This window comes from Streptomyces sp. NPDC002886 (assembly GCF_042888445.1).
Lineage (GTDB): Bacteria > Actinomycetota > Actinomycetes > Streptomycetales > Streptomycetaceae > Streptomyces.
Genome location: NZ_JBIAPV010000004.1, coordinates 799,175 through 814,841 on the forward strand (window position 1 = coordinate 799,175; position 15,667 = coordinate 814,841).

Consider the following 15,667-nt stretch of genomic DNA (forward strand, 5'->3'; position numbering starts at 1 on the left):
GCCCTGGCCCTGGCCGCGACCTCAGCCGGTGAGCCCGCGGGCCTGGTAGACGGCCTGCGCCAGGTCGCGTACGGCCGGATCCTCGGTGCTCCCGGCCAGCCGTTCCGCGTGCCCGGCCAGGCTCGCCAGCGGGACGGAGCCCGGCACCCGCTCCCAGCCACCGTCGCGCTCGCGCAGGGCGGAGGCGAAGTAGGCGGCCACCGCGGTGACCTGGAACCGCGGGGACGCCGCGGTCCACACGTCGCCGGACAGGGCCCCCGCCTCGATCCGGCCGGACTCCTCGTGCGGCGCCCGGGTGCGCGGGTCCAGCCAGCGCACCGTCGCCGTCGCCAGGTGTCCGGTGGCGCCGGGGCGCAGCCGTACCGCGTACAGGGCGGTCACGGAGTGGCCTGAGCCGACCTCTCCCCCGTCCACGGCGTCGTTCCTGAAGTCGCCGTCGGCGACGCGGCGGTCGTCGTAGCCGATCAGCCGGAACCGTTCGACGGTCCCCGGATCGAAGGCGACCTGGGCCTTCGCGTCGCGGGCCCGCAGCTGCACCTGCGCCGGGAGGTCCTCGCAGAACACCTTGCGGGCGCCCTCCTTGTCGGAGACGTAGGTGGTGTGCCCGTCGCCCTTGTCGGCGAGCTGTTCCATGAAGGCGTCGTTGTACTCGCTGCCCACGCCCACCCCGAACAGGGTGATCCCGTGCTTGGTCCGGGCCTCGCCGATCCGCTTCAGGATGGTGTCGGCGGAGGTGGCCCCGGTGTTGGCCAGGGCGTCGGAGAGCAGGACGACCCGGTTGGTGGCGCCGGGGCGCAGCGAGGCGACCGCGACCTCGTACCCGGTGGTGACCCCGGCCTCCACGTTGGTGGAATCGGCGGTGCGCAGCGCGGAGATCACCTCGTGGATGCGGTCGCGGTTGCCTTTGACCTGGGTCATCGGCAGCCGGATCTGGGCCTTGCCGCTGAAGGTGACGACGGCGACCGAGTCGTCTTCGCGGAGCTGGTCGGTCATCAGGCCCATGGAGCTGCGGACGAGGTCGAGGCGGCCCGGCTCGGCCATGGAACCGGAGACGTCCACGACGAAGGTGAGCGCCGCGGGCGGCCGGGCCTCGGCGCCGTCCGCCCCGCCGTTGCCGACCCGGGTGGCGAGGCCGACGCGGACCAGCGACCAGTTCGGCTCGGTGGTGCGGGCTCCGTCCACGGTGACGGAGAAGCCGTCGCCGTCGGGCTCCTGGTAGTCCTGCCGGAAGCTGTTGACGAACTCCTCGGGGCGCACGGTGGCCGGATCGGGGAGCTTGCCGTCCGCGAGGGTGCGGCGGGCGTACCCGTAGCTGGCGGTGTCCACGTCGAGCGCGAAGGTGGAGAGGTAGTCGGCGGGCGGTCCGGTCGGGCGCCGCCCGTCGCTCTCCCCTTCCGCGGCTTCCCCGCCGGAGCGGGTGGCGGACGGCCGCGGCCCGGCGTCGCCGCCGTTCCACCGCCCGTCGGCGCTGCGGTTCGAGCCGCCGCTCCCGCAGCCGGCGAGCAGGAGGCCGCCGACGAGGAGCGCGGCGGCCAGTCTGCCGTGGGTTCTCCGTCGTCCGGGGCCGCCTCTGCGGGGTGCTCCGGGCGTGCGGGGTGCGCTGTGCGTGCGGTCCTCGTGGGGCTCCATACGGTCTCCCTCGAACGTCGTCGGTGTTGAATGGGACGTCCGGGACGTGGAGTTGGAGCAATCGAACCTGTTGCGAACAGATATCGAAGCGACAACGGGGGCCGGGTTTCCCGCCGCCGAAGGCAGGAGCGCTCCGTCGTGGCGATGAGTTTTCGGGCACCGGAAGGTCTATCCCTGTGAAGGAACCCTCCAACGCACCGGGAGTACGCCATGGGCCTCATCCACATCGAGCTGTTCGCGACCCTCGACCTCGTCGGGCAGGCGCCCGGCGGCCCCGACGAGGACCCGGCGGGGTTCTCCTTCGGCGGCTGGCAGGCACCCCTGCTGGACGAGGTCACCGGGGCGCAGGTCGCAGCCGCGTACGAGGGGACGGACGCCCTGCTGCTCGGCCGGCGGACGTACGACATCTTCGCCGCCTACTGGCCGCGCCAGAAGGGCGGCGAGGACGGCGCGATCGCCACGCTCTTCAACGGCGTCCCGAAGTACGTGGCCTCGCGCGGCAGGCCCGACCTCTCGTGGGCCGGCTCCACCCACCTCGGCCCGGACCTCGCCGGCGCGGTGCGCGAGATCCGTGACCGGCACGAGCACGTGAAGGTCGTCGGCAGCCTGAACCTCGTCCAGACGCTGCTGCGGGAGAAGCTCTTCGACCGCCTCGACCTGTGGGTGCACCCGATCGTGCTCGGCGTCGGGAAGAAGGTGTTCGAGGACGGCGCCGTGCCCACCAACCTCGCGCTGCTCGAGCCCCCGGCCACCGGCGCCAAGGGAACGGTGTACCTGCGCTACGGCCTTGCCGACGGCACTCCCGGAACAGGCGACATGAGCGCCCCCGGCCGCGGCGTCGAGGACAGCGCCTGAGGCGGGCCCCGTGACGGGTGGCGGCGGGCGGCGGACTGGGCCAGTAGAGTGATCCACCGTGGCAGCACGACCGTTGAACGAGATCGTCGAGCCGGGCTGGGCCCGGGCTCTGGAGCCGGTGGCGGCGCAGATCGCCGCGATGGGCGACTTCCTGCGCGCGGAGATCGCGGCGGGCAGGACCTACGTACCCGCGGGGGCGAACGTGCTGCGCGCGTTCCAACAGCCCTTCGACGAGGTCAAGGTGCTGATCGTCGGGCAGGATCCGTACCCGACGCCGGGGCACGCGATCGGCCTGTCCTTCTCCGTCGCCCCCGACGTCAGTCCGTGGCCGCCGAGCCTCGACAACATCTTCCGCGAACTGCACGCCGATCTCGGCACGGGCAAGCCCCTGAACGGGGACCTGACCCCATGGACCCGGCAGGGCGTCCTGCTGCTGAACCGCTCGCTCACCACCGCCCCGCGCAAGCCCAACGCCCATCGCGGCAAGGGCTGGGAGGCGGTGACGGAGCAGGCCATCCGCGCGCTCGCGGCCCGCGGCAAACCCCTGGTGTCGGTGCTGTGGGGGCGCGAGGCGCGCAACCTGCGGCCGCTGCTGGGCGATCTGCCGGCCGTGGAATCGGTGCATCCGTCCCCGATGTCCGCGGACAACGGGTTCTTCGGGTCACGGCCGTTCAGCAGGGCCAACGACCTGCTGGTCCGCCAGGGCGCGCAGCCCGTGGACTGGCGGCTTCCCGCCACCGGGTGACCGGCCGCGTCACCGACCGGGTGACCGAAGAGCCGAACGGTATCTGACATTCCCCGGATAAATACGGACAGATGCCGCCGGAGAAGGCCCTGCCCGAACACCCGGTTTCGATAAACCAGTAGCATGCGGCGCCATGAGCTCCCCCACTGGGCCCGCAAATGGCCTGCCCGTACGAATGCCGCGACCCCGCCAGACCGGACGGCACCGCCGGCCCGAGCCCGCGGTGGCGCCCGAGGGCGCGCCCGCGCTGGTGCTCGCCGTGCCCGGTGCCCCTTCGGCCGCCTCGCGGGGGCTCGCGGAAGAGATCATCAGCATCGGCCGCTCCGAGCTGCCCGGCCTGGACGCCCGGGTCGGTTTCCTCGACGGTGACGACGCCACCGAGTTCCCGTCCCTGTCGGGCGTGCTGACCACCGTCGCCCGGGACCGCGCCGCGCGCGCGGAGTCCGCCCGCGCCGCCGGGCAGGAGGTGCCCACGCCGACCGGCCCGGACGCCGTGGTCGTTCCGCTGCTGGCCGGCCCCGACGGGGACCTGCTGCGCCGCATGCGCCAGGCCCTCATGGACTCCTCGGCCGCCGCCGAGCTCGCCGACCCGCTGGGTCCGCACCCGCTGCTCGCCGAGGGGCTGCACGTGCGGCTGTCCGAGGCCGGTCTCGCCCGCGCCGACCGGGCCAGGCTCTTCAGCGTTACGACGGCCGCCGACGGCATCGTGCTGGTCACCACCGGCGGCGAGGAGGCCGTGCAGGCCGCGGGCATCACCGGCATGCTGCTGGCCGCCCGCCTCGCGGTGCCGGTGATGGCCGCCGCGCTGGACGAGGAGGGTTCGGTGGCCGCCATCGCCGACCAGCTCCGCCGCGAGGGTTCGACGCAGCTCGCGCTGGCCCCGTACCTGGTCGGGCCGGAGGCCGCCGAGGGACTCCTCGACACCGCCTGCAAGGAGGCCGGCTGCAGCGCCGCCGACGTGCTCGGCGCGTACCCCGCGCTCGGCAAGCTGGCCGTCGCGCAGTACTCCACCGCGCTCGGCATCACCCAGGGCGCCGCCGCCCACTGACCTCCCCGGCTCATGCCGTACGTACGAGGGCCCGCGCCCCGGACCGTTCTCGATCGAACGAACCGGGGCGCGGGCCCTCGTGCGTACGGCGCCGGAACCGCGGCGGCCCCGGTGTCAGCCGAAGACCACGCAGGTGGCGGCGGGTACGGCCACCGTGCCGGCCCGGCGCGGTTCGCCGGTCAGGGGGTCCACGTCGAACCAGGTGACGTCGCCGGAGCGCTCGTTGGCCGCGTACAGCCGGCGCCCCGACGGGTCGGCGGCGAGATCGCGCGGCCACCGACCCCCGCACGGCACGGTGCCCGTGAGCTGCGGCTTCTCCGCCCCGTCGGCGAGGGAGAGGGTGACGATCGTGTCGGCTCCGCGGACGGCCGCCCAGACGAAACGGCCGTCCGCGGAGGCCACGATCGCCGAGGGGTAGGGCGTCGGGGCCCCTGGGGCGCCCGTGAGGGCGACCGGAACCTCGGCGACCGGTTCCAGCTCACCCGCCTCCCCGTTCCAGCGGCAGACGGTCAGCTGCGGCTCCAGCTCGTGCAGTACGTAGACCACCTCGCCGGAAGGGTGGAAGGCGAGGTGCCGGGGGCCGGTCCCGGCGCGCAGCACGGTCTCGGCGTGGAGCACCGGGGCTCCGGTGGCGGGATCGAGCGCGCAGACCCGTACCGAGTCGGTGCCGAGGTCGACGCTGAGCACCCAGCGCCCGCCGGGGGCCGGCACCACCTGGTGGGCGTGCGGGCCCTTCTGCCGGCCGGAGTCGGGGCCGGAGCCCCGGTGGGCCAAGACGGCGGCGGGCTCCCCGATCGAGCCGTCGGCGGCGAGCGGCAGGCTGCTGACGCCGCCGGAGGTGTAGTTGGCGGTCAGCAGCCTGCGCCCGGCCACGCTGAGGTGGGTGGGGCCGGCGCCGCCGACGCGGACGGCCGCCCCGAGGGGGACGAGCCCCGCGAGGGTGGTCCGGAAGGCGCCCACGGCGCCCTGTTCGGCCTCGCTCACGGCGTACAGCACGCCGGTCGCGGGGTCGTGGGCCAGGTACGAGGGCTCCGCGACCGCGTCCGTGGCCGAGAGCGGGGTCAGCGCTCCGGTGGCCGGATCCACGGCCGCGGTGGTGACACCGCGGCCGCCCCCCGAGGTGAACGAGCCGATCCAGGCCAGGTGTCCGCCGCTGTGGGCCGTAAGGTCCGTACCGCCCACACCACTGTCCGCGTCGTCCACGGGAGGCCCCTCTCCGCCGTTCCGGATCCGTTCGTGAGCGACGGTAACAGAAGGTCTAGACCAAGTCCCGCCCCTGGGCACGTTCCTGGGCGCCGGGATGGTGGACGTAGGCGGTCGAGCTCGGGCGGTCCTCGAAGGTGCGGTGGAAGACCGGGGTCGCGGAACCGGAGATGGGCGGCACGATCCAGGACCAGTCCGCGCCCACGTCACGGCCCTTGCGCTCCTCCTTCTCCAGGTGGGTCAGGAAGCGCCGGGACTCCGTGTGGTGGTCGGCGATGGTGACCTTGGCGCGGTCGAAGGAGTGCAGCACCGCCCGGTTGAGCTCGACGAGGGCGCGGTCCTTCCAGAGGGAACGGTCGCTGGCGGTGTCGAGGCCCATGCGGCGGGCGACCGCGGGGAGGAGGTTGTAGCGGTCGGTGTCGGCGAGGTTGCGGGCGCCGATCTCGGTGCCCATGTACCAGCCGTTGAAGGGGGCCGCCGGATAGTGGATGCCGCCGATCTCCAGGCACATGTTGGAGATCGCGGGTACGGCGTGCCAGCGCAGGCCCCAGTCCGACCAGCCGTCACCGCCGGCCGCTCCGTCGGGGTGCTCGATGGGCACCTCCAGGACGGCGTCCGGGGGGACGTCGAACCAGCGGGGTTTGTCGTCGACCCCCTGCACGACCAGCGGAAGGAGGTCGAAGGGGGTGCCGGGGCCGCGGGACCATCCCAGCGCGAGCAACGCGCTCGTGAGCTCGGCGTTGCGGGCGTCGCCGACGGTTATCGAGTGGTGGTCTCCGTACCCGGCGTACCGGACCAGCTGCTCGCTCCAGATGACCGGGCCGGGGCGGTCCGGGGCGTCGGGGGCGAAGACCGTGATGGTGGGCCGGACCCGGCCGCCGTTGGTGGCCTCCCGGAGGTGCTCGAAGCACTCCTCGGCGATCCCGTCGGCGTCGGTGAGCCCGCGGCGGTCGCGGACGCGCAGCGAGTTCCAGTACAGCCTGCCTATGCAGCGGTTGCTGTTGCGCCACGCGACACGGGCGCCGTGCTCCAGTTCCTCGGGAGTGTGCCGGTACGTGTCCGTCTCGGCGAGCTCGGCCCGTACCGCGGCGAGCCGCTCGCGCGGATCACCGGCGGCCGGATTCTCCCTGTGGAACAGGCGGATGAACTCCTCGGCCGCTTCCCACACCCGAGCGGTGCTGGAACGCTCTCGAAGTATTTCCATTCCGGGCGGTTACCCCCTGTCCGACCAGGTCCACCCCGCGCGCCGGGAAGCGGCGCCCTGCCGGATGAATGTGCAATGAACAATCACCCGTTGTACACGTCGCAGGTCAGCGGCGTACGGAAGGCGCGCCCGGAACACTCCTCCGTGTGATCTTCATCGATCGGCCTGCGGACGGGAGTTGGGGAGTCGTATCATCCGCGACATCGCCGGAGCCTGCGGGCCTCCGGGATCAGGTCCCCACCAGCGGGGCGCGCGACGTGGTGCGCAGGGGTCCGTCGAGCTGCGCGAGGAGCCGCTCCAGACCGTGCAGGTGCGCCAGCGCGGGCTCCGCGGCGGCCCGCACCGGGTTCACCGACGGCGCGGCCGGCCGGTGCTCCGAGTCGCGTTCCGCTTCCGGTGCCAACAGGGCCTCCACGGCGGCCTCCACCCGCCAGCACGCCGCCGCGAGCCGGGCGTCGTGGCTCGCGTCCGGGTCCGCCGCCACCGCGACCAGCCCGCGGACCTCCACGGCGCACTCGTCGAGCAGCGCGAGCACCCGGCGGGCCCTGGCCTTGCGGCCCCGGTAGGGGCTCAACGGGTGGACGAGCGGAGCAAGCGAAAGCCGTACCCGGCCCAGGAACAGCTCCAGTTCCGCGGCGTGCGGCGCCGGGTCGGCGACCGGGGAGCCGGCGAGCCGGGCCGCGGCCTCGGCGGTGCAGGTGCGCACGCAGCGCAGGGCGCGCTGGATCCACATGTCGTTGGTCGCGTGGGTGGTCACCGGGAGCACCAGGATCACGGCCAGCCCAGCGCACACCGCGCCGACGGCCGTCTGCTCCAGGCGCAGCACGAGCAGACCGGGATCGAGCACGCCCAGCAGTCCGTAGAGCAGGCCGGCCATCACCGTCACGGCCAGCATCATCCAGCTGTAGGACACGGCGGCGGTGTAGAAGATCCCGAAGACGCAGAGCGCCACGAGGACGGCCGTGGGCGCCGGCGCCCCGTTCAGCGGGATGGCGATCAACAGGCCCGCGCCGATCCCGAACACCGTGCCGAGGACCCGGCGGAAGCCGCGGACCAGGGTCTCGCCGCGCGAAGCGGTGTTGACGAAGATCCACCAGGCGGTGCCGACCGCCCAGTACCAGCGGTCCTCCGACAGGCTCTGGCCGATGCCCAGCGCGACCGCGCAGGCCGCGGTGGCCTGGAAGGCCTGGCGGGTGGTCGGCCGGGCCAGCCCGGTCCCGGGCGGCGCGGGCGGTACCGCGGCGGGCGGTACGCGGCGCTCGATCGGCCACAGCACGAACCGCACGGCGCCGGCCGACAGGAGGGCCAGTCCGACGGCCGCGTAGAGCTCGGGCAGCTGCGCGGGCCGGGCGTGCAGGAACTGCGTGATGAAGAAGTTCATGAACGCGAAGATGCCGAGGGCGTGGCCGCGCACCCCCCACCTGCGGGCGTAGACGCCGGCGAACACCACCGCGACGAACACCGCGTCACGGGCGAGCGGTACGCCGTGCAGGGTGGTGGCCAGGGCCAGTACGGGGAAACCGGCGGCCGGCAGCAGGAGGGTGGTCACGCGCTGGGCGCGCACGGTGGAATCGGTCACCGTGAACAGGGCGAGCAGGGCCGCCAGTCCCCCGGTGATCGACGCGACGAGCGAGAGCCCGCAGAGCTCGGCCACGGCCACCGCGAGGGCGACGCCGATGACGGCCCGCGACGCGTTCCTGAGTCTTGCCCGCCCCGGATCCGGAGCCACGAACATCCTCTTCACGGCGGTGTGCCGCCCCCCTTGCGATGGAGCACGCCGGACCCGCGTCCGCCCGGGGGTGGTGGGCGGTTCACGGGCACGGCGAAGGCGCCACGGTCCGGAGCGGCCTCGTTGCCGTCCGGCGCTGCGTGGCGCCGTAGATACATGGATAGGACACAGATAAGCATCCACAGGGGCAATGGCTCAACTCGGGAGGTGATGAGTGGGCCATTGGTCCAGGAGGGAGCGGCGATCTTCGGCCACGGCGAGGCCAACGGACCCGCCGCGGCGGATCAGTCCCCGGGAGCGTGCTCCGTCGGGACGCACAGGACCGGGACCGGGGAGAGGTGCAGCAGTTTGTGCGGGGTGGATCCGAGCAGGGCGCCGCGGATCGGGCTGTCACCCCAGCTCCCCACGATGATCACCCGGGCGTCGTGCCGTTCGGCGGCGTCGAGCAGCGCCTGGGCCGGTTTCGCGTCGGCCACCTCGACCATGGACGGCACTCCCGCCTCGTCGGCGGCCTCCACCGCCCGGGCGAGCGCGCTGCGGCCGGCCTCCCGGACGGCCGCCTGGTGCGCGCGGTACTCCTCGCCGGTGAGACCCGGGGCGGCGGCCCCGTAGACGAGCACGAGCGGCTCGCCGAAGGCGGTGGCCACCTCGAGGGCCACGCGCAGGGCGCGCTCGGCACCGGGCGACTCGTCGTACCCGAGGACGACGGACATCGGGGCTCCTCTCCGGCTTCCGGTCGGGGTTGGGGTGGGGGTCGGGGTTCCGCGGTGAGTCGGTGAGTCGGAGATTCAGCGGGTCAGGGCTTCCTGACCGCGTGCACGAGGGCCGGGTCGGCGACGCCGCGGCGCTCCAGCCAGAAGCGGCCGTCCCTGATCCGCCAGAAGCACATGACGAGCACGCCGACGACGGCGATGCCGATCCCGATGACCAGCGGCGGGCCGAGTCCGAACCAGGAGACGCCGCCGGCCGAGTTCTCCGGGTCGGACATGTCGCCGACCGACTGCACGAGCAGCCAGGCCAGCAAGCCGGCGCCGAGCACCGGCCCGAGCCCGATCAGCAGGAAGTTGTGCACGCTCTCCAGCAGGTGGCGGCGGTAGTAGACGGCGCAGGCCAGGCCCGTGAGCGCGTAGTAGAAGGAGATCAGCAGGGACAGGGCGGTCAGGGAGTCGAGGAGCGCGTTCTCGCTGATCTGGTTGACGGCGAGGTACCAGACGATCGCGATGCCGGCCACCCACCAGGTGCTCACGTCCGGGGTCCGGAACCGGGGGTGGATGTGCGAGAGCTTCGGCGGCAGCGCGTGCCGGCGGGCCATGGACAGGGCGGTACGGGAGGCGGGGATGATCGTGGTCTGGGTGGAGGCGAGGGCGGAGGTGCAGACGGCGAGCAGGACGATCCAGTCCCAGCCGCCCATGACCTCGTGGGCGAGGACCGCGAAGACGGCCTCCTCCTCGCCGGCGTTCGCGGCGAGGAACTCCGTACCGGCGTAGGCGACGACCGCGAAGCCGACGGACAGGTACGTGACCAGCAGGACGACGGTGGACCAGATGCCGGCCTTGCCGGGTGCGGTGGCCGAGTTCTCGACCTCCTCGGTGAGGTTGACCGCCGACTCCCAGCCCCAGTAGATGAACACGCCGAGCAGCAGTCCGCCCGTGAGGGCGGCGCCGCCGGCGCCGAAGGGGTTGAGCCACTCGATCGCGGGTCTGGTGCCGTCGAGGCTGCTGGTGCCGGCGTAGACGCGGTAGAGGGCGACCACGGCGAAGACCAGCAGGAAGAAGACCTGGGCGAGGATCAGGACGTCCTGGAGGCGCGCCGACATCTCGGTGCCGATGACGCAGACGGCGGTCATGGCCAGGATCACGACGACCGTCAGGGTCTGGCGCAGGGCCTCGTTCGCCGCCCAGCCGTCGAGTCCGGCGGCGAGCAGTCCGAAGTGGACGGCCACGTCGGCCAGCGAGCCGATGACGAGGACGCCGGTCATCGCGATGGCCCAGCCGCCGAGCCAGCCCGCCCAGGGGCCCATGGCGCGCGTCACCCAGGAGAAGGTGGTCCCGCAGTCCTGGTCCACCTTGTTCAGGTAGTAGAAGGCGGCGGCGATCAGCAGCATCGGGACGAAGGAGGCCAGCATGACGCCGGGGGCGTAGATGCCGGCGAGCGCGACGATCGGCCCGATGACCGCGGCCAGGGAGTAGGCGGGCGAGGTCGAGTTCAGGCCGATGACGAGCGCGTCGAGGAAGCCGATCGCGTTGGCCTTGAGCCCGGGTTCCCCGGCGGCGTCGGCGGGGTCCGTGACGGTCCTCGCTCCCGGAAGCGGTGGTTCCGGGGGCTCAGGGGGCACGCCGTCCGAGCCATGGTGGGCCATGTACGCATCGTCACGCAGAAGGCGGCCGCGCGCGAGGCGAGGCGGGAGGGACGGGAGCGGGCCGCGTGCCCCAGGGGCGGGAGTTCCAGCTCGCGATGACCGGCAGGCCGTGCTCCGTGGACAGCGCGCTGAAGGTGCCCGTCCGGAGCATGAAGAGCCGTCCGGCCTCGGGCGGCAGACCGAGATAGCGGGCGGTCAGTACGCGCAGCAGGTGTCCGTGGGCGACCAGGACGACATTGCCCCGGTCTTCGCCCAGTACTCCGGCCACCCGGGCGAGCACCCGGTCCGCGCGGGCTCCGACCTGGGCGGCGTTCTCGCCGGGGTGCTCCGCGTCCCCGGGCGGTACTCCGTCGGTCCACAGGGACCAGGCGGGGTGCTCGCGCTGGATCTCGACGGTGGTGACGCCCTCGTAGGCGCCGTAGTCCCACTCGTACAGGTCGGGGTCCGTGACGCCCCCGGTCAGGCCTGCGAGCTCGGCGGTGGCGGCGGCCCGGCGGAGCGGGCTGGTCAGCACCAGGGCGGGGTGCTTGTCCCGGAAGTACGGGAAGAGCGAGATGGCCTCTTCGACCCCGTGCGGGGTCAGCGGGACGTCGGTGCGCCCGGTGTGCCGTCCCGTCGCGCTCCAGGCGGTCTCGCCGTGCCTCACCAGCAGCAGATCGCTCACCCTTCGGACCCTAGCCCCTGCGGCATGTCAGCGCCGGACGAGCGGGCCGGATCTGTCAGTGTCGGGGCTCATGAGCTCCGGTTCCTCCCGTACGACGCGGCCTCCTCTGACCCTCCTGCTGCTGGTGCTGACCGCGGTGACCGGACTGATCGAGGCGGTCAGCCTGCTGGCGCTCGGGCCCGTCTTCACGGCGATGCAGTCGGGCAATGTCCTGTTCCTGGCCTTCGGCGTGGCCCACGCCGGCCCGGTGCCCTCGCTGGCACCCGCCGTTTCGCTGTCCGCGTTCGCCCTGGGCGTGGTGTGCGGGGCCCGGCTCGAGGCCTTCGTGGAGGGCCGGGGCCGACGCTGGTTCGTGACCGGGCTGTCGGCCGAGGCGGTGCTGATCCTGACGGCCGCGGCCGCCGGATGGGGGGTGGCGCCCCGCTTCGGAGCTCCCGGCGCCCGGCAGCTGCTGGTCTCGGCGGCCCTGTCGCTGGCGATGGGGATCCGGAACGTGACGAGCCTGCGAGTGAACCTGGCCGGGGTGCCGACCACCCTGGTGACCCGCTCGCTGACCTCCTTCCTCGGCGGCTCGGTCATCGGGCAGGACCGGGCCTTCGGGTACGGAACCGCGGCCTGGGTGCGGCGGGCGTGGTCGGTCGGCGCGATGTTCGCGGGCGGACTGGCCGGGGCGCTGCTCGTACGGACCGGCTGGTCGGTGGGGTGGCTGCTGCTGCCGGCCGCCGTACTGGTCCTGGCGGTGGCGCTGGCGTACCTGACGCAGCCGCTGATGCACCCCGGCGGGGAGTCATCGGGCTAGGGCGTCTCTTTCGGATCTTGCCGGGCCCGCGACGCCTGGTGCCGTGCCTGGCCGCACTGCCAAGGCGACCACGTACGCCCAGTACGCGAGCGCCCCGACAGCACGCCCAGGCACGGCACCAGACGCCGCGGACTCGGCCGACAAGATCCGAAAGAGACGCCCTAGGCCCCTCTCTGTCGCGTGCTGAAAACGCTGCGGAAACGGTGCAAGTTGGCCCTGGGTGCCGTCCCCGCGAGGCTCGGGGCATGGACGACCAGGACGACACCCGGCTGGCAGCGGGTTTCACGGCGGGCGACGAGGACTGCGTGGCGGCGGTGTACCGGCGCTGGCGGCCGCTGGTGCACGCGCTCGCGCGACGCTCCCTCGGTGACGAGCGGGAGGCCGAGGACGTGACCCAGCAGGTCTTCCTCGCCGCGTGGCGGGGCCGCGGCGGCTACCGGCCCGGACCGGGCGGTCTCGGGGCCTGGCTCACCGGCATCACCCGGCACAAGGTGGCCGACGCCCTGGAGGCCCGAACCCGGCGGGCCCGGTCGGCCCAGGCCGCCGCGCGGGTCTGCGCCCAGGTCCGGCCGGAACCGGAACCGGGACCCGAACGGGCCGTGGAACGGGTGGTGATGCTCGGCGAGCTCGCCCGGCTGCCGTCGGCGCAGCAGCGGGTGCTGCGGCTGGCCTTCTACGCGGACCTGACGCAATCGCAGATCGCGGACCGCACCGGGCTCCCGCTGGGCACGGTCAAGAGCCACATGAGGCGGGCGCTGCACGTCCTGCGGCAGTCCCTTGAGCGCGGGGTGCCACAACCGATTCGATGACGGCCAGCCCCGAGCGGAGACCGAACAACCGCTCGGCGCGGGCGGGCGGGGCAGCGGCTCCCGCACCCCAGCCGGGTCCGGCGAGCAGCAGCGCCGAGTGGCCGCGGGCACCGCGCGGGCCCCACTCGATTCCCGCGACCGCCCTGGCGAGAGCGGCGTCCGCGGTGGTACGGGACTGCGCCCACAGGACGACGGCCCGCGGACCCGTCCGCCGGACGGCCTCGCACAGGGCGTCGGCGGGCAGGGCCGCACCGAACATCCGCACCGGCAGGGCCCGTTCGCCGAGGGCGGCGGCCAGCGCCTCCATCGGGAGGCTGTGCAGCTCCCCGGGCGTGCAGGCCAGCAGCACGGGCGGGGCCGGGAGCGGCTGGGAGGCGGGCCGGATCCGGTGCAGGGCCGCGGAGACGTACCAGGACAGCATGTGTTCGACCTCGACGTAACGCTCCCCCGCCGAAGCCCACTTGCGGCCCACCGCGTGCAGGGTCGGCGCGATGACCTCTTCCCAGGCCGTGACCGGGCCCAGGTCCGCGAGCACGGACGCCAGCAGGTCCTCCACGGCCGGCGCGTCCAGTCGTACGGCGGCCCGCGCGAGCCCTCTGCACTCCGGACGGACGTCCCCGAGGCGCAGCTCGCGGGGCCCTCCGGGCGTCGGGGCGGCGGGAGCGGCCGGGCCGTCGGTGGGGGCTCCCCGGGCCACCCGGGCGGCTTCGGCCGGGGGTGCGCCCTGGGCGGTGAGGCGGCACATCAGCTCCAGCCGGGCGATGTCCGCGGGGCTCCAGAGCCGGTGCCGGCCCGCTTCGCGGCGGTCCGGGCCGATGGCGTAGCGGCGCTCCCAGGATCGCAGCGTGGTCGGCGAGACCCCGAGGCGGCGGGCGACTGCCCCGGTGCCGAGGCCGACGGACGGGGGCTCGGGCTGTGACTGCGGCTGCGGCCGGGGCTGATCCTGCGGTTGCGAGGGGTCGGGCTCCACCTCTCCACCGTACGGCGCGGCCGACCGGCGGGCGCTCACCCCGGCCCCGGGCGGCCCGTGGAGCCCGGCTCCGGCCCGTCCGCGGACTCCGCCCCCGCCTCGCGGCCCCTGCGGAAGCGGTCCAGCCCGTCGGCGAGGCCGATCACCGGGTCGGGATAGTCGTAGCCGGCCCGCTCCAGGCCGGGGAGCCGCCAGGGCTCGTGCACGCGCGGTGCGGGGAGTCCGGCCAGTTCGGGGACCCAGCGGTGGACGTAGCCGCCGTCGGGGTCGTAACGCAGGCCCTGGCGCACGGGGTTGAGGACCCGGTTGGGGCGGGTGTCGGTGCCCGTGCCCGCCGCCCACTGCCAGTTGAGCTGGTTGTTGGCGAGGTCCCCGTCGACGAGGAGGTCCATGAAGTGGCGGGCTCCGACGCGCCAGTCGACGTACAGGGTCTTGGTGAGGAAGCTCGCGACCAGCAGTCGGCCGCGGTTGTGCATCCAGCCCTCGTGGGCCAGCTGGCGCATGGCCGCGTCCACGACCGGGTAGCCGGTGCGGCCCTCCTTCCAGGCCCGGATCTCCTCCTCGGCCGCGACGCCGGTGCGCCAGCGGTCGCCCCGGTCCCGGTAGTCCGCGGCCGCGGCGGCCGGCCGGGCGGCGAGCACCTGGTGGTGGAAGTCTCGCCAGCACAGCTGCCGTACGAAGGCCTCCGCACCGGGGCCACCGGCGGCTCGGGCCCGGTGGACGGCCTCGGTCGGCGAGAGCGTGCCGAAGTGCAGGTGCGGGGAGAGCCGGGAGGTGGCGTCGCCGGCCAGGTCGTCGTGGGTCTCGGGGTAGCGGTCGATGCCGGAGCGCAGCCACCGGGCCAGCAGCCGGCGCGCCTCGGGCTCGCCGCCCGGGGCGAGGCCCGGGGAGGTGCCGGTGACGGCGGCGCGCTCGGGCAGGGCCTCGGAGCCGACCGCGTCGGGCACCGAGACGCTGCGGGGCGCGGGTGCGGCGGCCCGCAGGGGGTGCTCCGACCAGTGGCGGTGGTACGGGGTGAAGACGGCGAAGTGGTCGGCGGCCGACCCGGAGGGGGTGACGGCCCCGGGGGCGACCGCGGTGATCACCGCGTCGTGGACGTGGAACCGCCGGCCCTCCGCTTCGAGGGCCTCGCGCAGCCGCGCCTCGCGTGCGTGGGCGTAGGCGCTCACCCCGGCCGCCATGTGCACCTCGTCGGCGTCGGCCTCCCGTACGACCGCCATGACCGCGGCGACCGGATCGCCGGACCGTACGACGAGGCGGCCGCCGCGGGCGCGCAGCCCGTCGTCGAGGCCGGCGAGGCAGTCGGCGAGGAAGGCGAGCCGGTTGGGCGGGGCGGCGACCGCCGGATCGCGCACGAAGAGCGGCACGACCTGCCCGGAGGAGGACAGGGCGGCCCGCAGCGGCGGATGGTCGTGCAGCCGGAGGTCGGACGTGTAGAGGACCACCGCGACGTTCATGGGGTTCGCTCCGCGTGGGGATGGGGGTACGGGCTCGGTCTCACGGGGTACTTCGCCCCCGGACCCCGTCCCGGATGCGATGACACTGCCGCGCAGTGCCCGGGAGCCGCCGGGGACCCCCCGGGGCTTCGCCCCGACCGCACCGGGTCCGCCGAGGGGTGGCAATCGGGTTCGGTCCGGGGGCCGTACGGGGTCG

At 74.1% G+C, this 15,667-nt stretch carries 14 protein-coding genes; 5 read left to right on the top strand and 9 right to left on the bottom strand.

Annotated elements, in window-relative coordinates; all coding sequences use genetic code 11:
• Nucleotides 1–21: 21 nt before the first annotated feature.
• Nucleotides 22–1,629, bottom strand: coding sequence for a von Willebrand factor type A domain-containing protein (locus ACFYYB_RS21965; RefSeq protein ID WP_389436910.1), 1,608 nt, complete (start codon nucleotides 1,627–1,629; stop codon nucleotides 22–24).
• 210 nt (nucleotides 1,630–1,839) lie between these two features.
• Between ACFYYB_RS21965 and ACFYYB_RS21970 the strand changes: the two genes are divergently transcribed.
• The 3 genes from ACFYYB_RS21970 (at nucleotide 1,840) to ACFYYB_RS21980 (ending at nucleotide 4,277) form a co-directional block, all read left to right on the top strand.
• A complete protein-coding gene (locus ACFYYB_RS21970) occupies nucleotides 1,840–2,484 on the top strand; it encodes a dihydrofolate reductase family protein (RefSeq protein WP_389436911.1) in 645 nt (214 codons plus the stop codon).
• Between the two features lie 58 nt (nucleotides 2,485–2,542).
• Nucleotides 2,543–3,229 carry a uracil-DNA glycosylase gene (locus ACFYYB_RS21975; RefSeq protein WP_389436912.1) on the top strand — a complete coding sequence of 229 codons (687 nt, stop codon included), beginning with the start codon at nucleotides 2,543–2,545 and terminating at the stop codon, nucleotides 3,227–3,229.
• A 133-nt stretch (nucleotides 3,230–3,362) separates the two neighbouring features.
• Nucleotides 3,363–4,277, top strand: coding sequence for a sirohydrochlorin chelatase (locus ACFYYB_RS21980; protein ID WP_389436913.1), 915 nt, complete (start codon nucleotides 3,363–3,365; stop codon nucleotides 4,275–4,277).
• Between the two features lie 114 nt (nucleotides 4,278–4,391).
• On the opposite strand, the gene ACFYYB_RS21985 is transcribed toward ACFYYB_RS21980, so the two are convergent.
• The 6 genes from ACFYYB_RS21985 to ACFYYB_RS22010 all read right to left on the bottom strand — a co-directional run bounded on the left by ACFYYB_RS21985 (nucleotide 4,392) and on the right by ACFYYB_RS22010 (nucleotide 11,436).
• Nucleotides 4,392–5,459 carry a lactonase family protein gene (locus ACFYYB_RS21985; protein WP_389437234.1) on the bottom strand — a complete coding sequence of 356 codons (1,068 nt, stop codon included), beginning with the start codon at nucleotides 5,457–5,459 and terminating at the stop codon, nucleotides 4,392–4,394.
• A gap of 76 nt (nucleotides 5,460–5,535) precedes the next feature.
• Nucleotides 5,536–6,684: a nitric oxide synthase oxygenase gene (locus ACFYYB_RS21990; RefSeq protein WP_389436914.1), complete on the bottom strand. Its 1,149-nt coding sequence runs from the start codon at nucleotides 6,682–6,684 to the stop codon at nucleotides 5,536–5,538.
• Between the two features lie 229 nt (nucleotides 6,685–6,913).
• On the bottom strand, nucleotides 6,914–8,419 hold the full coding sequence (locus tag ACFYYB_RS21995) for an FUSC family protein (RefSeq protein ID WP_389437235.1): 1,506 nt from the start codon (nucleotides 8,417–8,419) through the stop codon (nucleotides 6,914–6,916).
• A 278-nt stretch (nucleotides 8,420–8,697) separates the two neighbouring features.
• Nucleotides 8,698–9,126, bottom strand: coding sequence for a universal stress protein (locus tag ACFYYB_RS22000; RefSeq protein ID WP_327308164.1), 429 nt, complete (start codon nucleotides 9,124–9,126; stop codon nucleotides 8,698–8,700).
• Between the two features lie 83 nt (nucleotides 9,127–9,209).
• Nucleotides 9,210–10,772 carry an APC family permease gene (locus tag ACFYYB_RS22005; protein ID WP_389436915.1) on the bottom strand — a complete coding sequence of 521 codons (1,563 nt, stop codon included), beginning with the start codon at nucleotides 10,770–10,772 and terminating at the stop codon, nucleotides 9,210–9,212.
• 10 nt (nucleotides 10,773–10,782) lie between these two features.
• The gene (locus ACFYYB_RS22010; protein ID WP_389436916.1) at nucleotides 10,783–11,436 is read right to left on the bottom strand and encodes a histidine phosphatase family protein; all 654 of its coding nucleotides are present in this window, start codon (nucleotides 11,434–11,436) and stop codon (nucleotides 10,783–10,785) included.
• Nucleotides 11,437–11,506: 70 nt separating this feature from the next.
• Here ACFYYB_RS22010 and ACFYYB_RS22015 point away from each other — a divergent pair, with 70 nt between their 5' ends.
• Nucleotides 11,507–12,235 carry a YoaK family protein gene (locus tag ACFYYB_RS22015; RefSeq protein ID WP_389436917.1) on the top strand — a complete coding sequence of 243 codons (729 nt, stop codon included), beginning with the start codon at nucleotides 11,507–11,509 and terminating at the stop codon, nucleotides 12,233–12,235.
• 245 nt (nucleotides 12,236–12,480) lie between these two features.
• Entirely contained in the window at nucleotides 12,481–13,044 is a 564-nt protein-coding gene (locus ACFYYB_RS22020; RefSeq protein WP_389436918.1) for an RNA polymerase sigma factor, read from the top strand.
• On the opposite strand, the gene ACFYYB_RS22025 is transcribed toward ACFYYB_RS22020, so the two are convergent.
• Nucleotides 12,968–14,014, bottom strand: coding sequence for a MerR family transcriptional regulator (locus ACFYYB_RS22025; protein ID WP_389436919.1), 1,047 nt, complete (start codon nucleotides 14,012–14,014; stop codon nucleotides 12,968–12,970). The genes ACFYYB_RS22020 and ACFYYB_RS22025 overlap by 77 nt on opposite strands.
• A gap of 35 nt (nucleotides 14,015–14,049) precedes the next feature.
• Complete coding sequence (locus ACFYYB_RS22030; protein WP_389436920.1) at nucleotides 14,050–15,471, bottom strand: cryptochrome/photolyase family protein; 1,422 nt, start codon at nucleotides 15,469–15,471, stop codon at nucleotides 14,050–14,052.
• Nucleotides 15,472–15,667: the final 196 nt, after the last annotated feature.